The 22,380-nt window shown below is 47.7% G+C and carries 21 protein-coding genes, 2 tRNA genes and 7 pseudogenes; 22 read left to right on the plus strand and 8 right to left on the minus strand.

The window, feature by feature from the left end; all coding sequences use genetic code 11:
- Positions 1-14: 14 nt before the first annotated feature.
- Both serC and RQN30_RS12655 read right to left on the minus strand, forming a co-directional pair.
- Positions 15-794: a 3-phosphoserine/phosphohydroxythreonine transaminase gene (serC, locus tag RQN30_RS12195; RefSeq protein WP_491608676.1), complete on the minus strand. Its 780-nt coding sequence runs from the start codon at positions 792-794 to the stop codon at positions 15-17.
- A 68-nt stretch (positions 795-862) separates the two neighbouring features.
- Positions 863-1,114 (minus strand): annotated as a pseudogene (locus tag RQN30_RS12655) (aminotransferase class V-fold PLP-dependent enzyme); the annotation flags it as partial.
- A gap of 364 nt (positions 1,115-1,478) precedes the next feature.
- Here RQN30_RS12655 and RQN30_RS12200 point away from each other — a divergent pair.
- The 7 genes and pseudogenes from RQN30_RS12200 to RQN30_RS12230 all read left to right on the plus strand — a co-directional run bounded on the left by RQN30_RS12200 (position 1,479) and on the right by RQN30_RS12230 (position 5,699).
- Positions 1,479-2,488, plus strand: a pseudogene (locus RQN30_RS12200) (DUF1015 domain-containing protein).
- A complete protein-coding gene (locus RQN30_RS12205) occupies positions 2,485-2,799 on the plus strand; it encodes a hypothetical protein (protein ID WP_353060706.1) in 315 nt (104 codons plus the stop codon). Before RQN30_RS12200 ends, RQN30_RS12205 begins: the two are co-directional and overlap by 4 nt.
- A 46-nt stretch (positions 2,800-2,845) precedes the next feature.
- Entirely contained in the window at positions 2,846-3,427 is a 582-nt protein-coding gene (locus RQN30_RS12210) for a fumarylacetoacetate hydrolase family protein (RefSeq protein WP_353060707.1), read from the plus strand.
- Between the two features lie 26 nt (positions 3,428-3,453).
- Positions 3,454-3,603 (plus strand): fumarylacetoacetate hydrolase family protein, encoded by a 150-nt coding sequence (locus tag RQN30_RS12215; protein ID WP_353061858.1) that lies wholly within the window; start codon positions 3,454-3,456, stop codon positions 3,601-3,603.
- A gap of 93 nt (positions 3,604-3,696) precedes the next feature.
- Positions 3,697-5,125: pseudogene (gltX, locus tag RQN30_RS12220) on the plus strand (glutamate--tRNA ligase).
- 381 nt (positions 5,126-5,506) lie between these two features.
- Positions 5,507-5,578 (plus strand) — tRNA-Gln (locus RQN30_RS12225).
- Positions 5,579-5,626: 48 nt separating this feature from the next.
- Positions 5,627-5,699 (plus strand) — tRNA-Glu (locus RQN30_RS12230).
- Positions 5,700-5,966: 267 nt separating this feature from the next.
- Here the strand turns inward: RQN30_RS12230 and RQN30_RS12235 are convergent.
- Entirely contained in the window at positions 5,967-6,098 is a 132-nt protein-coding gene (locus RQN30_RS12235; protein ID WP_353060708.1) for a hypothetical protein, read from the minus strand.
- A 19-nt stretch (positions 6,099-6,117) separates the two neighbouring features.
- Positions 6,118-7,419, minus strand: coding sequence for an O-acetylhomoserine aminocarboxypropyltransferase/cysteine synthase family protein (locus RQN30_RS12240; protein WP_353060709.1), 1,302 nt, complete (start codon positions 7,417-7,419; stop codon positions 6,118-6,120).
- A 623-nt stretch (positions 7,420-8,042) separates the two neighbouring features.
- Between RQN30_RS12240 and feoB the strand changes: the two genes are divergently transcribed.
- The 4 genes from feoB (at position 8,043) to RQN30_RS12260 (ending at position 10,846) form a co-directional block, all read left to right on the plus strand.
- Entirely contained in the window at positions 8,043-9,245 is a 1,203-nt protein-coding gene (gene feoB, locus RQN30_RS12245; protein ID WP_353060710.1) for a ferrous iron transport protein B, read from the plus strand.
- Entirely contained in the window at positions 9,242-10,039 is a 798-nt protein-coding gene (locus RQN30_RS12250) for a nucleoside recognition domain-containing protein (RefSeq protein WP_353060711.1), read from the plus strand. The genes feoB and RQN30_RS12250 overlap by 4 nt, the downstream gene beginning before the upstream one ends.
- 172 nt (positions 10,040-10,211) lie before the next feature.
- Positions 10,212-10,634, plus strand: coding sequence for a FeoB-associated Cys-rich membrane protein (locus RQN30_RS12255; RefSeq protein ID WP_353060712.1), 423 nt, complete (start codon positions 10,212-10,214; stop codon positions 10,632-10,634).
- Entirely contained in the window at positions 10,634-10,846 is a 213-nt protein-coding gene (locus tag RQN30_RS12260) for a FeoA family protein (protein ID WP_353060713.1), read from the plus strand. The genes RQN30_RS12255 and RQN30_RS12260 overlap by 1 nt, the downstream gene beginning before the upstream one ends.
- 82 nt (positions 10,847-10,928) lie before the next feature.
- On the opposite strand, the gene RQN30_RS12265 is transcribed toward RQN30_RS12260, so the two are convergent.
- From RQN30_RS12265 to RQN30_RS12280, 4 genes and pseudogenes are all read right to left on the minus strand, one after another.
- The gene (locus tag RQN30_RS12265) at positions 10,929-11,087 is read right to left on the minus strand and encodes a hypothetical protein (protein WP_353060714.1); all 159 of its coding nucleotides are present in this window, start codon (positions 11,085-11,087) and stop codon (positions 10,929-10,931) included.
- A 41-nt stretch (positions 11,088-11,128) separates the two neighbouring features.
- Complete coding sequence (locus RQN30_RS12270) at positions 11,129-11,368, minus strand: hypothetical protein (RefSeq protein WP_353060715.1); 240 nt, start codon at positions 11,366-11,368, stop codon at positions 11,129-11,131.
- 382 nt (positions 11,369-11,750) lie between these two features.
- Positions 11,751-12,313 (minus strand): annotated as a pseudogene (locus RQN30_RS12275) (DUF3097 family protein).
- 20 nt (positions 12,314-12,333) lie between these two features.
- The gene (locus tag RQN30_RS12280) at positions 12,334-12,723 is read right to left on the minus strand and encodes a DUF3097 family protein (protein WP_353060716.1); all 390 of its coding nucleotides are present in this window, start codon (positions 12,721-12,723) and stop codon (positions 12,334-12,336) included.
- A 289-nt stretch (positions 12,724-13,012) separates the two neighbouring features.
- On the opposite strand from RQN30_RS12280, the gene hrcA reads away from it, so the two are divergent.
- The 11 genes and pseudogenes from hrcA to leuA all read left to right on the plus strand — a co-directional run bounded on the left by hrcA (position 13,013) and on the right by leuA (position 22,351).
- Entirely contained in the window at positions 13,013-14,035 is a 1,023-nt protein-coding gene (gene hrcA, locus RQN30_RS12285) for a heat-inducible transcriptional repressor HrcA (RefSeq protein ID WP_353060717.1), read from the plus strand.
- 194 nt (positions 14,036-14,229) lie between these two features.
- A pseudogene (gene dnaJ / locus RQN30_RS12290) lies at positions 14,230-15,383 on the plus strand (molecular chaperone DnaJ).
- Entirely contained in the window at positions 15,380-16,009 is a 630-nt protein-coding gene (locus RQN30_RS12295) for an RsmE family RNA methyltransferase (protein ID WP_353060718.1), read from the plus strand. The pseudogene dnaJ and the gene RQN30_RS12295 overlap by 4 nt, the downstream one beginning before the upstream one ends.
- 5 nt (positions 16,010-16,014) lie before the next feature.
- Positions 16,015-16,176 carry an RsmE family RNA methyltransferase gene (locus RQN30_RS12300; protein WP_353060719.1) on the plus strand — a complete coding sequence of 54 codons (162 nt, stop codon included), beginning with the start codon at positions 16,015-16,017 and terminating at the stop codon, positions 16,174-16,176.
- A gap of 65 nt (positions 16,177-16,241) precedes the next feature.
- A pseudogene (locus RQN30_RS12305) lies at positions 16,242-17,236 on the plus strand (PhoH family protein).
- Between the two features lie 277 nt (positions 17,237-17,513).
- Positions 17,514-18,035: an rRNA maturation RNase YbeY gene (gene ybeY, locus RQN30_RS12310; RefSeq protein WP_353060720.1), complete on the plus strand. Its 522-nt coding sequence runs from the start codon at positions 17,514-17,516 to the stop codon at positions 18,033-18,035.
- A gap of 152 nt (positions 18,036-18,187) precedes the next feature.
- Positions 18,188-18,889, plus strand: a complete 702-nt coding sequence (locus RQN30_RS12315) for a CNNM metal transporter family protein (RefSeq protein ID WP_353060721.1) — start codon at positions 18,188-18,190, stop codon at positions 18,887-18,889.
- The gene (locus RQN30_RS12320; RefSeq protein WP_353060722.1) at positions 18,880-18,984 is read left to right on the plus strand and encodes a hypothetical protein; all 105 of its coding nucleotides are present in this window, start codon (positions 18,880-18,882) and stop codon (positions 18,982-18,984) included. Before RQN30_RS12315 ends, RQN30_RS12320 begins: the two co-directional genes overlap by 10 nt.
- A gap of 8 nt (positions 18,985-18,992) precedes the next feature.
- Entirely contained in the window at positions 18,993-19,454 is a 462-nt protein-coding gene (locus RQN30_RS12325; protein ID WP_353060723.1) for a transporter associated domain-containing protein, read from the plus strand.
- Positions 19,455-19,460: 6 nt separating this feature from the next.
- Positions 19,461-20,360 carry a GTPase Era gene (era, locus tag RQN30_RS12330; protein WP_353060724.1) on the plus strand — a complete coding sequence of 300 codons (900 nt, stop codon included), beginning with the start codon at positions 19,461-19,463 and terminating at the stop codon, positions 20,358-20,360.
- A gap of 199 nt (positions 20,361-20,559) precedes the next feature.
- A pseudogene (leuA, locus tag RQN30_RS12335) lies at positions 20,560-22,351 on the plus strand (2-isopropylmalate synthase).
- Positions 22,352-22,380: the final 29 nt, after the last annotated feature.

Below are 22,380 nucleotides of genomic sequence, written 5' to 3' on the forward strand. Positions count from 1 at the left end.
GTTCGGATAAGTTTTTAACAATGTTGTTTTTCGAAGTCTGTTATGAAATCGATTAATGCTTTTACGCCGTCATCAGGCATTGCGTTGTAAATTGAAGCGCGCATTCCGCCTACGGAACGGTGGCCTTTCAATCCGACGAGACCTGCTGCGGCAGCTTCTTTGATGAAAACGGCGTCAAGATCCGGATTACCGCTTACAAACGGGATATTCATTCGGGAACGGTCTATGCCTTGGACAGTTGCGGAAAATATTTCTGACTTATCAAGTGTGTGATAAAGCCAGTCAGCTTTCCGACGGTTGCGCGCGTCCATTGCTGCAAGACCGCCTTGCGCTTCAATCCACTTAAATACTTTTCCGCAGATATAGATACCATATGCGGGCGGAGTGTTATATAACGATCCGGCTGCTGCGTGTGTTTGCAAACGCAGCATTGTCGGCACGCCGTCAAGGTTATCGGGAATTAAATCTTCACGTACAATCACAATCTGTACGCCGGCAGGTCCCACATTTTTCTGTACACCGGCATGAATTAAACCGTATTTAGTCACATCGCAAGGTTGCGAAAGAAACATGGAACTTTGATCAGCGACGAGCACATGGCCTTTCGTGTTTGGCAGTTCTGCAAATGCAGTGCCGTAGATAGTGTTGTTTTCACAGATATAAAGGTAGGAGGCATCTTCCCGAATCGGCAGGTCGGAACAGTCGGGAATATATGTAAAGTTTTTGTCCGCACTCGACGCGGCAGCTTTCGCGTCGCCAAGAATACATGCTTCTTGATATGCCTTTTTGCCCAAGCGCCGGTGAGGATATAATCTGCTTTCCGGTTACGCGCAAGGTTGTAAAATACCGTCGAAAAAAGCAGACTATCTCCGCCTTGGAGAAAGATTACCTTGTAGTTTTCCGGAATCCCCATCAAACTGCGTAAGCTTTGTTCGGCTTCAGTAATAATTTCCTGAAAAATGCTGGAGCGGTGACTCATCTCCATTACAGACATTCCGCAGCCGCGGTAGTCCAGCATCTCTGCAGCTGCTTCTTGCAATACTGATTCTGGCAGTACTGCCGGGCCGGCACTGAAGTTGAAAATACGAGACATCGGATATTCCTTACTCTGCATATGATTTGTGCAGATTTTCCGGAGTAAATTAGGATGCTGCGGCTGCTGTAATTAGCAGGCAGAGATGCGAAATACTGTGGGTAATATTATGCAGGTAATACTGTGCGAGTACTTCTCAGCAATGCAATTATCGCCGTTTTTTCGCAAAAAACAGTATTTTCCACTAGTCGGACATGAGTTCGCTCACTTTTAGACATATTTCTAATTCCGCTGTATGAGACGAAAATTGCAGTACATGGCTTTGCGGAAGCCGTGTGAAAAGCTGTACGAAAATATTAACTATTTTTGGATGTCAGCTTTGCAGCGGGGATTAAATAGATACAATAAAGCTAATTTTGCGGATTAGTTTAACCTAAGGACTATTATGAGTGATATTATTTCGCGAACTATTCCTTTGTATCCGGCTGATATTTTACTTCCTGCAGCGGGTGTTGATGAAAAATGGTGTGTAATTGCAGCTGATCAATTTACTGCAGATCCGGAATACTGGCAGGCTGCTGCGGAAAAAATCGGTGACGCAAAATCTACTTTACACCTGATTTTGCCCGAAATATTTTTGCAGACAGAGTCTGCACAGCAGCTGCAAAATCGGGTGAAGCAAGTTCAGGAAACGATGCATGAATATTTTACTGGTGAAGTATTTACATCTTTTCACAATTCGGTTATCTATACAGAACGTCAAATATCTGCCGTTAAACAGCGAAAGTCACTCATCGCAGCTTTAGATTTGGAAAGCTACACATACTGCAGCGGTGAATCGGCGCAAAAGTACGATGTGCGTGCTTCAGAAGCCACGGTGCTTGAACGGATTCCTGCTCGTGAGAAAGTCCGGAGTGAAGCTTTGCTTGAATTACCGCATGTACAGCTGCTCTTTGACGACCCGCAAAACACAGTATTTGCGTCGATTGCAGCAGCGCAGCTAAATACGGGTAAACCGCTTTATCACACAGAGCTAATGCTTGGAGGCGGATCGCTGAAAGCGTGGAAAATTTCCGGAAATAGTGAACTTTGGAGCGAAATATCTGCGAAAATATCAGCTGCTGTCACAAGTTCGCACAGTTTTCGATTTATTGTCGGCGACGGGAATCACTCCTGGCGGCAGCGAAATCGCATTGGGAGCAGCTGAAAGCAGCAGGCGCGGAAGCAGACCATCCGGCACGTTTCGCGCTTGTAGAAATTATTAATATTCACGACAGCGGGCTTACGGTTGAGCCGATTCACCGTTTGCTGCGCGGAATTAAGTTTGCCGATTTTCAGCAGGCGGTGCAGCATTGGAATAATCGTCAAACCAGCAGTGCCGAGTATGAATCGTTTACTGTTATCACTGCCGGGAGACGAGAAATATTCAGTATCGCAAAAACAGTGAGCTGTTGATTGAAGCTGTACAAAGTGTGATTGATGAACTGATTGCGCAGCTGCATTGTGATCCGGCGCAGGCATGTGAGTATTTGCATGGTGCGGACGAGGTAATACGGCTCGCAAATAGTGAAGACCGGATCGGGCTGCTTTTACCGGCGATAAAACGTGCTGCGCTTTTTGATTATGTTGCCGAACATGGTGTGATGCCGCGGAAGAGTTTTTCGCTTGGTGCAGCGCAAGAAAAACGCTACTACTGCGAGTGCCGGAAAATCGTGTCCGAAGTCGTTTTCCCTGTGATAAACACCAGTGGTCTATTTCGCACTTGAGGCTGATTTTTGGTGCAAAGTTGGTGTTTCTTCTATGCTGTGAAACATGAAGATTGCACGCTTTTCGGTTGATAACGGCGCTCGGTTCGGGGTGCTGAATGAAGAAACAAACCGCTTTCATCTACTTAGCGGTGATCCGCTGTATTCCGGGTTTGAACAGAGCGGACAAGTGGTTTCACGCGATGAAATCCGATTTGTGGCCCCGATGCTGCCGCGATCAAAAGTGATTGGTTTTGTGCAAAACTTCAATTGCGGCGAAGCCGATACGATCGAGAATAAACTGCTCAGCACCTACATCAAGCCGAACACGTCAGTAATTGGTCCGGACGTGCCGATAACTTTGCCGCGTTGGGTATCAAATGGGGAAGCAGAAGTTACTCCGCAGCTTGGGTTGATTATTTCGCGTCCGTGTAAAGATGTTCCAGAAAGTATGGTAAAAGATATCATCTTTGGTTATATGCTTGTATCTGCCGTCGGTTTATCTGCGCTCGCGGGCAGCGATCCGGCAAAAGCTTACGCATTCGATACGTCTTGCCCGTCGGGTCCGATAATTGAAACAGGTCTGCCGTCGGGAAAATTTGAGTTCACGTTCGATGCGGGGAGGAAGGTTACGACGGTTCCGCCGTAATTGATACGGATGAGCTTGCCTGGCGGATTTCCAGTGCTTCGGAAATTTTTACGCTGCTGCCCGGAGATATTATTCTTACCGGCCCGCTTGGCGGGGCTTTACAAGCAAAAAGCGGCGATGAAATCGTGTTCGAACATACTGCGCTCGGCACTCTTCGCAACCCGGTCTTACAGTAGAATTGAGATGCTATGAACACTATGAATATTCCTGCGGGCAAGGATGTCCGCGTACGTTTTTGTCCTTCACCAACTGGTACTCCGCATGTGGGAATGGTGCGTACCTGCCTTTTTAACTGGGCATACGCCCGTCACACTGGCGGTACGTTCGTTTTCCGGATTGAAGATACCGATACGGCGCGAGATTCGCAAGAATCCTATGATCAGATTATTGATTCATTAAACTGGCTGGGGCTTGATTGGGATGAGGGTGCTGAGGTCGGCGGTCCGGATGGTCCATACCGTCAGTCGCAGCGTATGGATATCTATGCTGATGTTGCTGAAAAACTGCTCGCAGCAGGTTATGCATACGAATCTTTTTCTACTCCGGAAGAAGTTGAAGCACGGCACCGGGAAAAGGGTGAGGATCCGAAGCTTGGTTACGACGGTTTTGATCGGGATTTAACCGAAGAACAGAAAGCTGCATACCGCGCTGCAGGGCGGAAACCAGTATTGCGGATCCGGATGCCGGACGAAGATGTTTCTTTTACTGATTTGGTGCGCGGAGAGATTACTTTCAAGGCGGGTTCGGTGCCGGATTATGTAATTGTGCGTGCGAACGGTGATCCGCTCTACACTTTAACTAATCCGGTTGATGATGCGCTGATGCGGATTAACACTGTGCTGCGCGGTGAAGATTTGCTTTCATCCACGCCGCGCCAAGTTGTGTTATATCGGGCTTTGATTGAACTTGGAATTGCCGCGGAAATGCCGGTTTTCGGGCATTTGCCGTATGTGATGGGTGAGGGAATAAGAAACTTTCAAAGCGTGACCCCGAGTCGAACCTTTTGCTGCACCGTGATCGCGGGATGATTCCAGAAGGTTTGCTGAACTATCTTGCGCTGCTTGGCTGGTCAATTGCTCCTGACCGCGATATTTTTCCCGTGAGGAGCTTGCCGAGGCATTTGACGTCGCAGATGTTAATCCGAATCCGGCGCGTTTCGACGATAAGAAGTGTGTTGCGATAAACGCGGAGCATATTCGGATGCTTGATGTCGATGATTTGAAGAATCGGCTTGTACCGTTTTTGCAGCGTGATGGCGCTTTTGAATACGATTCTTATGAATCTGCTGATGCGGATGTGCAGCGGAAGCTGGATTTGGCAGCACCGCTTGTTCAGACTCGAATCCAGTTGCTTGGAGAAGCATCAGCTTTGATGAAGTTCCTTTTTGTCGATGCAGATGAAATCGAATACAACGAAAAGGCTGCAGCGAAGTTGAAAGAAACTACTCCTGCAGTGCTTGATAAGACGATTGAAATTTTCTCCGCAATGGATTCCGGCGATTTTACAGCTGAAGCGGTAAAAGCTGAGTTTGATGTGCATGTGGTGCAGGGGATGGAAATAAAGCCGCGTTTTGCTTATGCTCCGCTTTTTGTGGCAATGACTGGGACGAATGTTTCACTGCCGGTGATTGATTCAATCGCAATCCTCGGGAAAGAAGAAGCAATCAAGCGTCTTGCACGGTTCCGTGCAACGCTTTAGATAGCTGAATGTAAAACAGCTTTCAGGTGAAACTTGGTGAATATCTGCGCGGAAGTGAGTCTTGGCTGATTCCAGCTTCGAATCGCTTCCGCGGTTTGATTTACACATTTGGAAGATAGATATTATTTTATGATTTCGGCATGTTTGATTGTCTGGGGAGTTTAATTTTTCAGACAGCTGACGGCAAAGATTAGTTCGTCTTAGATTGGTGCATAATTTCCGGATGCTTATGCTGGGATGCGGAAATATGTTTGTGCGCAGAGGTGAAAGCAGTATAACCCGTGTGTTGGTACTCACTTAAAATTAGTTTGCTAGTTTGGGAAGTACTTGAGTAGTATATTTGATTGTTGCGAAATTGTGAAAGCAATTTGGTTATTACCATGGGGTATGGTGTAATTGGCAGCACGAGTGATTCTGGTTCATTTAGTCTAGGTTCGAGTCCTGGTACCCCAGCGAGGTAAAACATAGGCTCTGCCGGTTTTTACTTCAAATTGAATATCTGCCCCGTTCGTCTAGCGGCCTAGGACGTCGCCCTCTCACGGCGGTAACACCGGTTCAAATCCGGTACGGGGTACAAGTTAGTGTGACGTAAGATTTTTCTTACGTCACACTTTTTCGTATTCACGCAATTTAGTGTTTGTTCGGGTGGAAAGCGGTGTTTTTGTATAAATCAAGCCTGACCGCTATGTAAAAATACTGCTTGGAACCGGCTAGGGCTAAGCGTCAAAAATCGTTGCTTATGCCGGGGTGTCGGTTTACGTAAGTGGCGGCAAAGTGCTTTGTATGGTTACGTAACTGGTGGCGAAATCGGCGGTTTTCTGTAGCGACGGGATTGCCGTCGTTACAGAAAACCTGTGACCAGCATAAACGCAATCTCTTCCGACGTTGAAAAATACAGCCCAAGTTCTTGCCACCACTTACGTAACGAAAATAAGTTCCCGCCGCCAGTTACGTAACGAACCTGAGTTTTCACAGTTCGCTGCAAAACTCAATCAAGAACGCACGTGATTAAATGCCTGCTCCAAATCTGCAATCAAATCTGTTACGTCTTCCAATCCGATAGAGAGCCGCACAGTACCGCCGGAGATACCGGCAGCTGCTAATTCTTCTTCAGAGCATTGGGAGTGTGTGGTCGACGCCGGGTGTGCAACGAGTGAACGCACATCGCCGATATTGGCAAGGTTGTGGAAAATCTGAAGCGAATCGACGAATTTTTCACCAGCTTCGCGCCCGCCGGATATATCGAACGTGACGATTCCGGAAGCGCCTTTCGGGGCATACTTTTCCTGCAGCTTTTTGTATGGGCTGGAATCGAGTGCAGCATACGATACTTTCGCTACCAGTTCGTGCTGTGCAAGGAATTTTGCGACGGCAAGCGCTGAAGTGCTGTGGCGGTCGAGCCGCAGGGAAAGCGTTTCGATACCGAGCGTCGAAAGCCATGCATTTAATGGCGACGGTGCGAAACCGAAATCGCGCAAAATCTGTACACGTGCTTTCAAAATAAAGGCGGCTTCGCCAAGATCTGAATAGATTAGCCCGTGATATGAGGGGTCTGGAGCGGAGAATTGGCGGAAACGCTGCGGGTCGGCTGCCCAATCAAATTTACCGCCGTCGATAATCGCCCCCGAAAGTGAGTTGCCATGTCCGGAAAGATATTTTGTAACCGAATGGATTACAATGTCTGCACCCCATTCGATTGGGCGCACAAGGTATGGTGTGGCGACGGTATTGTCTACGATTAACGGTACGCCAACTTCATGTGCAGCTTCGGCGATTGCTTCAATATCGAGGATGTCGTTTTTCGGATTTGGAATCGTCTCGCCAAAGAAAGCGACAGTTCTTTCATCTGCAAGTGCTTTCCATGCTTCTGGGTTTCCGGGGTCGGAGACAAAGCGGGTTTCGATACCGTATCGTGGAAGCGAATTGCCGAGTAATGCAATGCTTCCGCCGTAGAGTGAGGAGCTGGAGATGATGTTGTCTCCTTCTTGGGCGATAGTGAGAATTGCGGCGGCGATGGCTCCGGCACCTGATGACGTGAGCAGCGCGCCGACGCCTCCTTCGAGGCTTGCTAAACGTTCTTCGACTACGGCGACGGTTGGGTTTGTTAGCCGTGAATATATTGGGCCGTTTTCTGCGAGTGCGAAGCGTGCTGCGCCTTGTTTGCAATCTTCGAAGACGAAAGCATTGCTTTGATAGATTGGCGGAACGGCAGCTCCGGTGGTTGGATCTGGAGTGTATCCGGCGTGGATTGCGCGGGTGTCGAATCCGAGTTGATTTTGGTTTGTGTTTGCCATGGTTTTCTCTTTCTGTGGGTGTTTATTTTTATTGCTGAATCAGTTTGCTGGTATTTTGCCAAAATCTTGGGAAGTGTAAAGAAATCTGATTTTCTTCGGCAGCTGCTGATGCTTGCAGGTTAAGCGCAATGGCGAAAATAAAATTCGGATACAAAAATGGCTGCCTTGTCAGAAATCTGATTTGTCTCAAGATTTCTTCCTGCACGGCAGCTGGTCGAATGAGTGTGCATCCGGAGCGTTTCCCGGTGGAAGTGTTAATTTCCGGCACTGAGTTCTGGTGCTGACGTACAGGTCAACTCTGCATTCGACGATTCATAGTGAATATTTCAGCATAGATTGCGGTGTTGGCAAAATCTGTCTTATATTTTGAACTAAAATTTCTGTGGGTATAACGTCCTGTTGGCGAAACTGTTATGTAATCTAGTATGATTAGGACAGCCTTACTTAGGTGTACCTAAGCGAGGTGGCGCAAGGTGTTTAGCGGAAAACTTTTCTGAGCTGAATACTGGTTATTTTGGTTATGTGCAGCATATCGCTATTACACGCACGCAGCGATTTGTACATCCAAGTTTCATACAAGTGAATAAGTATCATTTCTATTTAGTGGATGACGAGGAAACAAAATGCGAATCGCATTTGCGGGAAATCCAAATAGTGGGAAAACTACACTTTTTAATGCTTTAACTGGCGCAAAAGCAAAAGTTGGCAATTGGGGTGGAGTTACGGTTGCTGAAAAAGGTGTGCCGTTAAAGCCGGAATTTACAGAAAATATTGATGTAATTGCCGTCGATTTGCCGGGCGCATATTCGATGAGTCCGTATTCGCCGGAAGAAAGTATTACTAGCGAATATATTCGCCAGCAGCGTCCGGATGTGATTATTAATGTGGTTGACGCAACAAATCTTTCACGTTCGTTATTTTTCACCACACAGCTGCTTGAGTTAAATATTCCAATTGTAGTTGCATTGAACAAAACAGATGTAACAATAAAAGACGAAACATTAATCGACACCGCAGTTTTGGCGGAAAAATTGCATGCGCAGGTTGTGCCGATGGCGGCAATCCAAAATGGAGACAGCGGTGTGAAAGAAGCTATTTCAGCTGCGATTAATCTTGCCGGAAGTAAACAGATAGCTCCATACAGACAAGATACAGCTATCAACCTGGCGGATAAAGCAGCTGTTGCCAAAGCCGATCAGGCACGATATGAATTCGTGAATTCAATCGTTGCAAATGTGGAAACTCGCAGTAAAGAAACTTCGCGCACCGCGCTGCAAGATAAAGCAGACGCAGTTTTGACCAACCCGATTGTCGGTATTGGGATATTTGCTGCAGTGATGTGGGCAGTTTTTGCAATTTCGCAAACTTACCTTGGGCCAATCATTGCCGATTGGCTCGTCGGATATATTGAATCGTTCCAAGCGTGGGTTGCGGAAGCAATGGCAGACAGTCCGCAGCTGCTTACGACGATTATCGCCGACGGAATTATCGGCGGTGTTGGAGCTGTGGTCGGTTTCCTCCCGCTGGTGATGGTGATGTACTTTTTAATCGCATTACTTGAAGAGTCGGGTTATATGGCGCGCGTATCAGTTGTGCTGGATCCAATATTTAAGCGAGTCGGACTTTCAGGAAAATCGGTAATTCCGATTGTGATTGGTACCGGCTGTGCAATTCCCGCCATTATGTCTACCCGCACGATTCGCGATTCGCGTGAGCGCCGCTCTGCAGCAATGCTTACTTCGTGGATTCCGTGCGGGGCAAAAATTCCGGTAATCGCGCTTTTTGCCGGAGCTTTTTTGATGGTTCCGGCTGGGTCAGCTGGGTGAGCTATTTCCTTGGACTTGCGCTGATTTTCTTTGGAGCACTTTTAATTAAAACGATTACCGGATATAAATACCGGAAGAGTTTCTTCATTATTGAGCTGCCGCGTTACAAAGCGCCGAATATTTGGACGGCAGCCGTTTCAATGTTTGAGCGGGCAAAAGCATTCATTATTAAGGCAGCGACGATTATTCTCCTCTGCAACCTCGCTGTGCAGGTAATGCAAACCTTTAACTGGCGGTTCGAAACAGTACCGGAAGGAATGGAAGATACGTCGATTCTCGCTTCGATTGCTTCCCCGATAGCATTCTTACTGATTCCGCTTGGTTTCGGTACATGGCAGTTAGCAGCGGCAGCGGTTACTGGTTTTATTGCAAAAGAAAATGTGGTTGGAACTCTTGCCGTAGTTTATGGTTTGACGAATTTCATCGATACTGAAGAACTTGCAATTGTTGGCGGAGCAAACGAAATTGCTGCTGCAATGGGACTAACTTCTGTCACAGCACTTGCGTATCTTTTCTTTAATCTCTACACTCCGCCGTGTTTTGCAGCGATTGGTTCGATGAATTCGGAGATGCGTTCGCTGGGCTGGCTTTTCAGCGGAATCGGCTTGCAGGTTACTACTGGTTATACTGTCGCTTTTCTTGTAAACCAGTTTGGGAGTTTAATTCTCGACGGTCATTTCGCACCTGGTTTCGTGCCGGGATTGATTGCGATTGTTTTAGTCGGCACGGCAATGCTGCTGATTGCGCGGCGATATCAAAAGCATTTTGCACGGCAGTATGAATTGCAAGTGTGAGTAGCTGGCCTGGCAGGAATCAAGTTCATTGTTTATCCGTATGCGGACTAATTAATCTTAATTCGAGTTAACTATTTTGATTTTCGATTGTCACGGGAAGTCTCAGGTTTGCAGATTTCCCAGAGAGTTTATTGTTCGCGTGTTTAGTGCCGTTATGTTGAGAGGAAAATAAATGGCGACAGTAATTGCCGTGGCAGGGCTGATTTTGTTGGTGGGATGGGCGGTTTATTATCTCTATCAGCACCGCAAAAGCGGCAAGGCTTGTGTGGGGTGTGCTCTCGAAACTCAATGTCCGATTACTTCGCTTGGGTGCGCGAATAATCCGGAAAATAAATGCGGCAGCCGAGTGTTTTTGCAGCTGCAAGTCCGCCGCCCGAGTGAGAGTGATTTTTCGGCGCAAGATTTCGGCAATGCGGAAAAAATTGGCGGGAACATTGGAAATGGCGGCGGCAATGGGAATAATGCCAAAAAGCTGCAGTCAAGAAAAATCTTGGGAAAGCATAGGGGTGCGGCTGCAGTTGAGATTTGGCGACGGCTGACGCTTTCAGTAAAATCCAGATTGCGCAGTAAAATCAGTGAAGCAGAAGCAGAATAATGAATCTTTTAGAAGCGGAAATTGGGCGAACTTATCAGATCCGAGAGATTGAGACGCTCGATGAAGAGTTGAATGCTTTTCTCTTACGGCTTGGTGCATATCCGGGCGAGCCGATTACTGTTATTTCCAAGAAACGCAAATCTTGTATTGTGCTTTTGAAGAATTCGCGCTACGGGTTAGATTTTGCGCTTTCCCAAGCAGTTATTATCTAAGCTGCTTGGGAAAGCGCGGTGGAAGATTGCAGTTGGGATAACGGAAATCGGTGCAGAATTTCCGCAGAATCAGGCAGACAGCTTATTTGCCGTCGTTTTCAGGATGTTCGGCCATGATTCTTTTGGTCATTTCTTTGGTTTCCACCCACTTCTGCCGCACTTCTTCATCAGATAATCCCGGCTTCCAAGATTTCAGCAAATAAGCTGAAATTAGTTCAATAACAGCTGCGCATACCGTCATAATTAAAGTTGGCTGTATTGATTGAAAAATCGCAGCTGAAACTAGAAAATATCCTGCAGTATAGCTGAAAAGCGTGCGATAACCGGCAGCCATCCGCCCGGCTGGTTTTTCCTGTGAAACTTATTCCAGCGGAAGTCAAATAGTGCGGAAAGCGTTTCACCGATGAATACGCTTATGCCAACAGTGAGCACAGTTAGCAGTACTGATGTATCGGTATCTGCAAACCAGAAGCATAGTGCAGCTGCAAGAAAGACGAGTATGCTGAGAAATACGCCTGTCAAAAGGTGGCCTGCCCAGATGTGTGAAAACGGGACTGGTTTCCAGTTTTAGTTTTGCTGTTCCATATTAGTCGCATGCCTCATTCGAAAATGCTGTCTGTTATGAAGTTTGTATTCATTGCAGCAAGTTTTGCATCATCGTTGATAATTACACTGCAATAATTTCACTGTATTCGGTGGTGAATAGTTTGTACACCCTGATATTTGTTGGTATCGCACCCTGATATTTATCGAGGTTTGCAAGACAAGAGAAGCAGATTGTGTTAATGGAGAAGCAGATTTGCAAACTGGCGCATTGCAGAGCCGGATATGAAAATATTTTTATACGGGATGCCGGCGGAAATTAGATATTTCCGTGAAAATAAGCCATTATCCAGTTCTCCAATTAATCATCCGTCTCTGCGGCGGTTACGAAATCAATCAGAGCTTCAACTTTTCCAAGAAAAGCTGGTTGCAGATCAGTGTAAGTATTTACTGAATCAAGGATTCGCTTCCAGCTTAACCCGCGATCTTCTTTCGTCTCATATGCCCAGCCAAGCCGTGCCAGCGTCCCTTTCTTTATATCTTCACCCCGCGGCACCTGCGGCCATGCCTTAATCCCAACAGCTGTCGGTTTTATCGCTTGCCATAAATCGACAAACGGGTGTCCAAGCACAAGCACTCCTGGAATCTGATTCGCGGCTTCAGCAATTCGTGATTCTTTTGATCCTGCCACTAAATGATCAAGCAATACTCCAGCGCGTTTTTGGTGCGACGGGGAAAAATTTTCAGCACTTCCAGCAGATGATCCGCGCCAAAAAGTTCCTCAATCATGATTCCCGAAAAGGCAAGATCTTCGCCCCAAATTTTCGAAATCAGCTCCGCGTCATGCTTTCCCTCCACCCAGATTCGTGAAGGAAGCGCCACTCGCGGTTCGTGCTTCACATGTAATGAGCCGGAAGCGGTCACAGTTTTTCCGGCTACCGTTTTTAGTTTTTTCCGCCGGCTGGGGCATTATGCTGCGCAGCAGCGACGGGCGGCAACAGATAAACGGCTTTCCCCGCAAGCCAAAATCCGGCACCCAGCGGAAACGAGCGGCGTTTAAAATCGCCGTCTTCTAACTCCATCTGCCATTGTCCGGCGATTTTCCGTACGCTCATCACTTCACCCACGTATCCGGAGGACACATCTTCAAGCACCATTCCGCGCTGTACAGGAATCTCGCGCGGGGCGTTGCGGTAATTAGCCGGTAATTCAATTTCGTTAAGCGCATAGCGGTCATTCGGATGCGCATAGAGCGGCTGCGGAGCTCCATAGTTTCTGCGTGAATCGTGAATCGGGCGCCCGGAAGGGTGCCGGTTGGAATAATCTTTTCTCATCAAAAATAGGATAGCTCACATCGCCGTCGTTATCGGTGAGCCGGAATTTCGCGCGGGGCGTGAGGGAACAAGCGGATTCAAAGAGGAAGTTTCCAAAAATCAGCGTAGAATTGGCACTCGTGGGGTGAGAGTGCAAGATTCTCTTGGTGTACTGACTGCGTGCCTGTTGAAAAATAATAGGCTGCAAAGCAGCAGCATCTGGAAAATTGCGATGCGGATAATACTAAAACTTTGCGTACGTTTGTAGATTGAACAGAACCTGGAACTGGATAGTCGGAAGGAGTGAGACATGACTAACCCGCAACAGCGCCGCGCTGCTGTATTGAATGCAATTGTGGAAGATTATGTCACTACACGGGAACCGGTTGGTTCCCGCTCCGTCGTTGAGCGCTATCACCTTGGTGTCTCCTCCGCTACGGTGCGTAATGATATGGCACATCTGGAAGAAGCGGGGCTGATTATTCAACCGCATACTTCTGCCGGCCGAATCCCCACCGACGCTGGTTATCGTGCATTTGTCGATTCACTTGCGGAAATTAAACCGCTTTCGCGCGGTGAAAGAAACGCTTTCCAAAAAGTGCTGCATGACGGAGTAGATTTAGACGACGTAATCTCGCGTGCGGTACGTTTACTTGCGCAAATCACAAATCAGGCGGCAGTGGTGCAATATCCGTCATTGCGAAAAACTACATTGCGCCATATTGAGATTGTGCCGATGTCCAGGAAGATGCTGCTGCTCGTACTTATCTCAAACGCCGGGCGAGTTGAGCAAAGAATGCTTGAAATCAGCGGTGATTTCACTGAAAACGATTTCCAAACACTGCGAAAAATTTGTAATGAACATCTTTGCGAAAAGCAGCTTTCCCAGTTGCAGACTACTTTCCCGCTTGCTTTAAATGCACTTGCACCGCAATTGCATGAGGTTGCAAAGCATATTTTTCAGACGATTATCTCCACGCTTGCTGCAGACACAGAAGAGCGTGTAGTGGTTGCAGGCACCGGAAATCTTTCCCGGTATGATGTCGATTTTGTAAATTCAATTTCCCCGGTTCTTGACGCACTCGAAGAGCAGGTTATTTTGTTGAAGCTCTTAGCAATGCAAGTTACTGGTGTGCATGTGCAGATCGGGCATGAAAACGATGAGAGTGCATTAGCAGAAACCTCAATCGTTTCCACTGGATACGGTAATGGTTCGAATCAGCAAATTGCACGTCTTGGGGTAATCGGGCCAACTCGGATGGATTACCGGGCTGCAATTTCTTCGGTTTATGCAATTTCGCAATATCTCACCGATATTCTGAAAGGAACGTAAATTTTGGCAAAGCTGATTGGCACGGCAGCTGCCAATCGGAAACGCAGGGAAAAGAATCGGCACGGTTGAAACCGCCGCGTGAACCAACACGCAATGTCAATTAAAATGTCAAAGTAAACTCAAAGCGAATCGATTTTAGAAATTAAAATATCAAAAAACAACGCAAATACAGCAGAAGATAGGTGCGAATTTTAGTGGCTGATTACTACGAAATCCTCGGTGTTTCCCGAGATGCTTCCGAAGCTGAAATTAAGAAAGCATACCGCAAACTTGCCCGCCAGCTTCATCCAGACGTAGCCGGGCCGGATGGGGCAGAAAGATTTAAAGAAGTAACGGTTGCCTATGAGGTGCTTTCTAATAAGGAAAAACGTCAAATGTATGATCTTGGCGGCGAAGATGCACTTCGCGGCGGAGGGGCAGGATTTGGCGCAGGCGGATTTAACGGCGCTGGTTTTGGCGGTTTTGAAGATATATTTTCGAGTTTTTTCGGCGGCGGTGCAGCAAATTCCGGCCGAAGCAGAGCTTCGCGGGTGCGGCGCGGCGGCGACATCGTCGCAAGAATGCAAATTTCGTTAAAAGACGCCGTTTTCGGGGTTGAAAAGCAAATCCGTGTCGATACGGCGATGGAATGCCCGCAATGTCACGGTTCGATGATGGCTCCAAATACCGAGCCGGTTACGTGTACTGATTGTAACGGCACCGGGCAGGTGCAGCGCGTGGCTAATTCAATCTTCGGACAGATGATGACCACTACTACCTGCGCGAACTGCCAGGGATACGGGACAAAAATTGTTACGCCGTGCCCGGAATGCTCCGGTGAAGGCCGGATTCGCGGTACAAAGCAAGTGCAGGCAAGCGTTCCTGCCGGCGTGGAATCGGGAATGCGGCTGCGGATGCCGGCACAGGCAGATGCGGGAGTTGCCGGCGGCCCGGCAGGTGATTTATACATCGAAATCATGGTTGGGAAAGATCCCATTTTCAGCCGGGTTGGTGATGATCTTTTGTCAATCCTGTCAGTACCGATGACGGCAGCAATTCTCGGCACTGACATCGAGATTGATACTTTTGATGGAAAAAGAAAATTACGATTGAACCTGGGACGCAATCCGGATCTGAAATTATACTTTCCGGTCTCGGTGTAACCCGGCTGCATCGAAATCGCCGCGGAAATCTCCGGGTAACAATTAATGTAGTTACACCAACGAAACTTGATGATGAACAGAAACGATTAATCCGCGAATTTGCTCAGCTCCGGAATGAGGAAGATGCCGACGGGGCAATGGAGAAAGAAGACAGCTCAATTTTCCAGCGGTTAAAAGATAAATTTAACTCTTGGAGTGAATCGTGACATTTCCAGTTTTCGTTAACCCGCAGCTCAGTGCAAATGACGTAACCGCAGGCGGTACTGTCATGCTCGTTGGGGCAGAAGCCCGTCATGCTGCCGTAGTACGGCGGATTAAACCCGGAGAAATAATTGATGTGGTTGACGGGCATGGGCTGCGGGTAACAGCTGAAGTCACATTGGCGGCAAAGAACGAAATACAGGCCGCAGTGGTGAAAGTAGTTCAAGAGCCGGCATCAAATATCTCAATCACACTTGTGCAGGCTCTGGCAAAAGGCGGACGCGACGAACAGGCAATTGAAACAGCCACCGAATTTGGTGTAGATAATGTGATTCCCTGGGAATCACAGCGCTGTATTGTCTCATGGGAAAATAGCGTGAAAGAAGCGAAAGCCCGCGCAAAATGGGAAGCTGCGGTATTGGCCGCAGGGAAGCAGGCACGCCGTGCAGCAATTCCGGTTGTCAGCGAAAAACTTACATCCCGGCAGCTTGCGGCGTGGATAAGCGCACAGGTAGGTGCAGGCGGATGTGTTTTCGTCTGTCACGAAGAAGGTACACAGCCTCTGGTGCAGCTGCTGCAGCGGTTCAAAAACGGAAAGAAAGCGCTAATGAATCTTTATCGGAATCATTGACGTTCGTGGTCGGTCCAGAGGGCGGAATCACACCTGATGAAATTCAACTTTTCAAAGCTGCTGGTGCGCAAATTGTACTGCTTGGGGAACACGTCCTTCGCTCGGCAACTGCCGGACCGTGGGCAATTGCCGCTGCGAAAGCATTACTGCAGGAGGCGGCGGAATGAATCGGATGCGATGATTAGTGTAAAACCAACGAAAATAGCATCCAGTGTGCGATAGGATTGCATTGATGAGTGAAGAAAAGACGATAGAAACTATCCGGACGTTAAATGTTCCGGCGCGCTTGCCGATGATTAATCTTCTCGGGCATAGTGATTCTATTTTGCGGGTGCTGGAAAATGGTTTACACCCAGCGAAAATTACTGTGCACGGTAATGAGATTAAAATTTCCGGCACGGCGGCGGCAGTAGATTTTGCTGCTGAATTAATCGTGGAACTAATTGAAGTGGCAAAAGCGGGAGAGCACCTTAGCGCTGATGCAGTCAATCGTGCGATTGCAATTGCCCGCGACGGAATGGCAAAACCGACACAACTGCTGAATGCTGATATTCTCTCCAGCCGCGGAAAAACTATTCGTCCGAAAACATTAGGGCAAAAAGCATATGTAGATGCAATTGACCGCAACACAATCACTTTCGGAATTGGTCCGGCGGGTACCGGAAAGACGTATCTCGCAATGGCGAAAGCCGTCGTCGCACTTCAAAAAATGAAGTGGCGCGAATTATTTTAACCCGTCCGGCGGTAGAAGCCGGCGAATCTCTTGGATTTCTTCCTGGTACTTTGAACGACAAAATTGATCCGTATCTGCGTCCGCTTTACGATTCGCTTTATGACATGGTGGATCCGGAGACGATTCCGAAACTGATGGCGGCAGGTACAATCGAAGTGGCGCCGCTGGCGTATATGCGTGGGCGGACGCTCAATGATTCGTTTATTATTCTTGACGAAGCGCAAAATACCACCGCCGAGCAAATGAAAATGTTTCTTACCCGCCTTGGTTTCGGATCAAAAATGGTGATTACCGGCGATATTACACAGATTGATTTACCGGGAAAAACTCGCTCTGGGCTGCAGATGGTGCGGCGAATCTTGCGTAATGTAGACCATATCAATTTTACAGAGCTTGGCTCGGCAGATGTGGTACGCCATCGGATTGTTGCTGATATTATCGATGCCTATGCCCGATGGGACGGGGTGAAAGCAAGTACCGGCAAGAATCGCTGAGAATTTTGCATGGGAATTGTGAATACTGCGCACTTTTGTAATTATGTTTTGAAAAGTTTTTATAAGAGCGATTTTTAAAGTATGTTTTCAAATTTTCGGCTGCCGCTTGATACTGGTTTTGGAAAGCAGGTGAACGTGCTTGATTTCCATGCGGGGAAGAAGTTATCAGAATAAAGATATTGCATTTACAAATTAATAAAGAAGAAAAATCTTCGCACATCTGCGAAAAAACGAAATTTAAGAATTATAAAAGTGCGCAAAATACGGGGAGAATACGATGATTGAAGTAAACGACGAATCTGGTTTTACACCAGTACCAGACGCTGCAGAGATTTCGGCACTTGCAGAATGGGTATTTGTACAAATGCGTGTCCACCCGCAAACAGATCTCAGCATCGTACTTGCCGATGAACAAACAATGAGTGTACTGCATGAACAGTGGATGGATTTACCTGGGCCGACGGATGTACTGTCATTCCCGATGGATGAGCTTCGTCCGGCGCCGCCTGGAATAGAACCGCAGGAAGGACTGCTTGGCGATATTGTAATCTGCCCGTCGGTAGCAGCGATGCAAGCCCGCAAATCCGGGCATGCAGCGATGGAGGAAATCCTCTTACTTGCCACACACGGAATCTTACATTTACTTGGATTTGATCATGCCGAAGAAACTGAACGGAAAGAAATGTTTGCACTCCAGCGCCGACTGCTCCTTGGATTCTTAGCACGCAAACCGCATGACCCAAACCAGCCTGTGCGTGACATTTCCGAAATTGACGATATTGCACCGACTATTGAATAACCGACGAATTCCACATAAAACGCTGCCAAGGCAAGACCGTCTTGATTGTTTTAATATTATCTCTGTCAGGAACTTTATTCGGCAGTTTTCCAATATCCGATTTTCTGAACCGGTCACTGCTCCGATAAACAAAAAAGGATGAAATAAACCAAATGCACGAGATTACCAATATCCCGCTCGCAATTCTCGCTGCCGTCGCTGGCATTTCACTGCTCATCTCGGTATATTTTCGGCTTGTTTTAGTGGGATTGAACCGTTTGATTCGTTCGAATATTCGGGAAGCGATTGAAAATGACGAAGCACACAAACGGCTTGCAGATATCGCAGAACACCGTCCAGCAGCAAAAACAGCTGCACACGGAGTCCGCGTGATTTTTATTTCACTCTTTGCAATTTCACTGCTGCTGATTTTAATTAACTATATTCCGCAAGCCTGGCTCGCTCTCCTCGCGGCAGTCGGAGTGATTATCGGAAGTTATGCACTTTTTAACCTGATTCTGCCCTCAGAAATCGCGGTGAAAAAACCGCTGAAAATCGTAAACGGAGCATTCTTCCTGCTCTGGCCGCTCACGAAACTCATTGCACTTTTTGTGCATAAACACGAACCGCTCGACGAAGAAGAACGCGAAACACAAAACGAAGACCAAATCGCGATTATGGTTGAACGTGTAAGTGAATCTGAAGCAATTGAAGATGATGAACGCTCGCTGATTAATTCAGTTTTTGAACTCTCGCGTACAATCGTGCGTTCGGTGATGGTGCCGCGCACCGATATGATTAACATCAACAAAGACCATACTCTCGATAAAGCGCTTTCGCTTTTTCGCGCTCTGGTTTTTCACGTGTGCCAGTAATCGGCGATTCAGCTGATGAGCTTCTCGGAGTGCTCTATCTGAAAGATATTATTAAAAAGTCCACCGCCGCCCTGAAAATTACGCGCTTTCAGTAACCTCGGTAATGCGCGAACCGCACTTTGTACCTGAGACGATGGTCGCCGATGATCTGCTTCATAAAATGCAGGCAACTGCCGTACATATCGCGATTGTGGTAGACGAATATGGCGGAATTGCCGGGCTGGTTACAATTGAAGATTTGCTTGAAGAACTTGTCGGCGAGATGGTTGATGAACATGATACGGCACATCCGGAAGTTATTGATTTAGGCGGCGGATCCTACCGTGTTCCCGCAAGAATGCCGATTACTGATTTCGGTGAACTTTTCGGGAAGACTATTGAAGATGATGATGTGGATACCGTCGGCGGATTACTGTCAAAAACTCTTGGCAGGGTGCCGTTAGTGGGGTCAGCAATTGAAATTCACGGTATTCATATTGAAGCTGAGCGCTATGAAGGACGCCGGAAACGCATTGCAACGGTGATTGCCTCACCGGTAAGAGAAACAACAGCAGAGGATGAGTAAACATAAATGAATATTAACTGCAGCCAAACCGATTCCCAGATTTTTCCTTTTTCATCCGAAGAAAATTATCGCGCAGGTTTTGTCGCAATTGTGGGACGCCCGAATGCGGGAAAATCCACGCTGATTAATTCCCTCGTCGGTGAAAAAATCGCCATCACTGCAAATCAGCCGGAAACTACGCGGAAAGTAATTCGCGGCATCGTCTCGCATGAAAACGGACAGCTTGTGCTGGTCGATACGCCTGGTCTGCATCGTCCGCGCACATTGCTCGGGCAGCGGTTGAATGATCTTGTTTCCGATGCGCTCAGCGATGTGGATGCGGTTGTAATTTGTTTTCCGGCTGATGAAAAAATCGGACCAGGAGACCGGTATCTGCTTGAAAAAGTAATGCTCACACGCGCTGCGGTTTTTGCGGTAATCACGAAATCAGACAAAATCTCTCGTGAAGCACTTGCAGCGAAACTGCTTGCGGTTAGCCAACTGGCAGATTTTACGCAAATTGTGCCGGTGTGTGCCGTAACAGGCGAACAAATCGAACTGCTTTCCGGACTGCTAACTGCACAAATGCCGCTTTCGCCGCCGCTTTATCCGAAATCTGCGGTCACTGATGAGAGTGATGAAGAACGTATGGCAGAGCTGATTCGCGAAGCGGCACTCGAAGGGGTGCGTGAAGAACTTCCGCATTCAATTGCCGTCGTAATTGAAGATGTCGGAGAGCGGGTGCGGCAGCGCGGCGATAAACGTCCGCCGATTGTGGATGTTCGTGCATCTGTGTATGTTGAACGTGATTCACAAAAAGGAATTGTTATCGGCAAAGGCGGGCAGCGGATGAAAGCTGTTGGCGCACGTGCGCGCCATGGGATTGAAGAATTGCTGGGAAAAAAGTTTTTCTTGATATTCGGGTAAAAGTCGCAAAAGACTGGCAGAAAGATCCAAAATTCCTTGGCCGGCTCGGGTTTTAATGCGCGATACGTTTCGGCGGTTAATTTATAGTTCGCTTTGAAAATGATTAGCATAAATTTCAATTATCAACGAGATTCATGCCTTTTATATCAAAGAGTGGGCAAAATATTCGAAATCTGAAAAAGGCTGGTAAATAATTATTATGCGTACAAATCAACTCACGAATATGCAGCGCCCATCCGGAATGCCGTATCAGAAATATCAGCATTTCCTTGACCGCAATCCGGTTCGGCTTCCTGAGCGAACCTGGCCGAATAATCGGATTACGAAAGCTCCGCGCTGGCTTTCTACTGATCTTCGCGACGGAAATCAGGCGCTGATCGAGCCGATGAATCCGCGGCAGAAACGTGAGATTTTTGATTTGCTTGTGCGTATTGGGGTGAAAGAAATCGAAGTCGGTTTTCCGGCTGCTTCTGAAACGGATTGGGAGTTCGTGCGTTCGCTTGCCGAATCTGGTGCAGTTCCCGAAGATGTAACGCTATCAGTGCTTACGCAGTCGCGTCCGGAGATTATTCACCGAACAATTGACGCAATTCAAGGTTTGCCTCGGGCAACTGTACATCTCTATAACGCAACTTCGCCGATGTTTCGGGAAGTGGTTTTTCAGCACAGCCGGGAGCAGACTCGTGAGCTGGCTGTATCAGGTGCGCGTGAAGTGCTGGCATATATGGAGAAAACAATTGATGATTCCACGATTTGCGGTTTTGAATATTCTCCGGAAATCTTTGTAGATACTGAGCTGGATTTTGCGCTTGAAGTGTGTGAATCAGTGATGGACGTGTGGGAGCCTGGTCCGGGGCGGGAGATTATTTTGAACCTTCCGACAACCGTCGAGCGCTGCACACCGAATGTGTATGCTGATCAGATTGAATGGATTTCAACAAATCTGAGCCGTCGTGAATATGCGGTGCTTTCGGCGCATAACCACAATGACCGCGGCACCGGTGTGGCAACTACAGAACTTGCTTTGCTGGCTGGTATTGACCGTGTCGAGGGGTGCCTTTTCGGGCAAGGGGAGCGCACGGGAAATGTCGACATAATTACTGTTGCACTGAATCTCTTTTCGCAGGGAGTTGATCCGGAGCTTGACATTTCTGATATCGACGGAATCAGGCGGGTAGTTGAAGCGGCTACACAAATGGATGTTTCACCGCGCACACCCTACAGCGGTGATTTAGTGTACACATCTTTCAGCGGATCACACCAGGATGCAATCAAAAAAGGATTTATGGCACGGAAAAAGCGGTAGCCGCGGCTGGCGGTGACGAAAATGCGGTGAAATGGGATCTTCCGTATTTGCCGATTGATCCGAAAGATGTTGGCCGTTCTTATGAGGCAGTTGTACGTGTAAATTCCCAATCCGGCAAGGGCGGGATTGCATATCTGCTTTCAAGTTCGCACGGGTTGGAATTGCCGCGCCGGCTTCAAATTGAGCTTTCGGCGATTGTCCAAAAGTATGCTGACCGTTTCGGCGGAGAGATTTCCGCAGAAATTCTCTGGCAGATTTTTGCCGACGAATATTTACCGCATACTGCAGCTTCCGGGCTCAAGCCGTGGGGGCGCTATATGCTGCACGGCACCACAATTACAACAGCGGATGAGGGCGAACATTCGATGCTTACTGTTACGCTTTCCCAGCTTCTCGCCGACGGTACTCGCGAAGACCGGACAGTTGCTGCAAAGGGAATGGTCCAATCGATGCGTTTGTGAAAGCACTGGCGCAGGTTGGGATTACAGTGGCGGTGCTCGACTATGTAGAGCATGCGCTTTCTGCCGGCGGTGACGCTTTTGCGGCATCGTATGTGGAATGTAAATTCGACGATGATATTTTCTGGGGAGTGGGTATTGATTCTTCGACGATCACTTCCGCATTCAAAGCAATAATTTCGGCTGCAAACCGTGCGGAAAGATTTCGGCTCACCACGCAGAGTTGAGTTTCCGTAGCTCGCGCCAAAATGGCGGT

The organism is Arcanobacterium hippocoleae (assembly GCF_040360365.1).
GTDB classification, from domain to species: Bacteria; Actinomycetota; Actinomycetes; order Actinomycetales; family Actinomycetaceae; genus Arcanobacterium_A; species Arcanobacterium_A hippocoleae_A.

Bases quoted from the DNA above. Each gene is read 5' to 3' on its own strand.
- era (WP_353060724.1), top strand. From the start codon at position 19,461: ATGAATATTAACTGCAGCCAAACCGATTCCCAGATTTTTCCTTTTTCA.
- RQN30_RS12240 (WP_353060709.1), bottom strand. From the start codon at position 7,419: ATGGCAAACACAAACCAAAATCAACTCGGATTCGACACCCGCGCAATC.
- ybeY (WP_353060720.1), top strand. From the start codon at position 17,514: ATGATTGAAGTAAACGACGAATCTGGTTTTACACCAGTACCAGACGCT.
- RQN30_RS12260 (WP_353060713.1), top strand. From the start codon at position 10,634: ATGAATCTTTTAGAAGCGGAAATTGGGCGAACTTATCAGATCCGAGAG.
- RQN30_RS12255 (WP_353060712.1), top strand. From the start codon at position 10,212: ATGGCGACAGTAATTGCCGTGGCAGGGCTGATTTTGTTGGTGGGATGG.
- feoB (WP_353060710.1), top strand. From the start codon at position 8,043: ATGCGAATCGCATTTGCGGGAAATCCAAATAGTGGGAAAACTACACTT.
- RQN30_RS12315 (WP_353060721.1), top strand. From the start codon at position 18,188: ATGCACGAGATTACCAATATCCCGCTCGCAATTCTCGCTGCCGTCGCT.
- RQN30_RS12210 (WP_353060707.1), top strand. From the start codon at position 2,846: ATGAAGATTGCACGCTTTTCGGTTGATAACGGCGCTCGGTTCGGGGTG.
- hrcA (WP_353060717.1), top strand. From the start codon at position 13,013: ATGACTAACCCGCAACAGCGCCGCGCTGCTGTATTGAATGCAATTGTG.
- RQN30_RS12325 (WP_353060723.1), top strand. From the start codon at position 18,993: ATGCGCGAACCGCACTTTGTACCTGAGACGATGGTCGCCGATGATCTG.
- RQN30_RS12280 (WP_353060716.1), bottom strand. From the start codon at position 12,723: ATGAGAAAAGATTATTCCAACCGGCACCCTTCCGGGCGCCCGATTCAC.
- RQN30_RS12265 (WP_353060714.1), bottom strand. From the start codon at position 11,087: ATGACGGTATGCGCAGCTGTTATTGAACTAATTTCAGCTTATTTGCTG.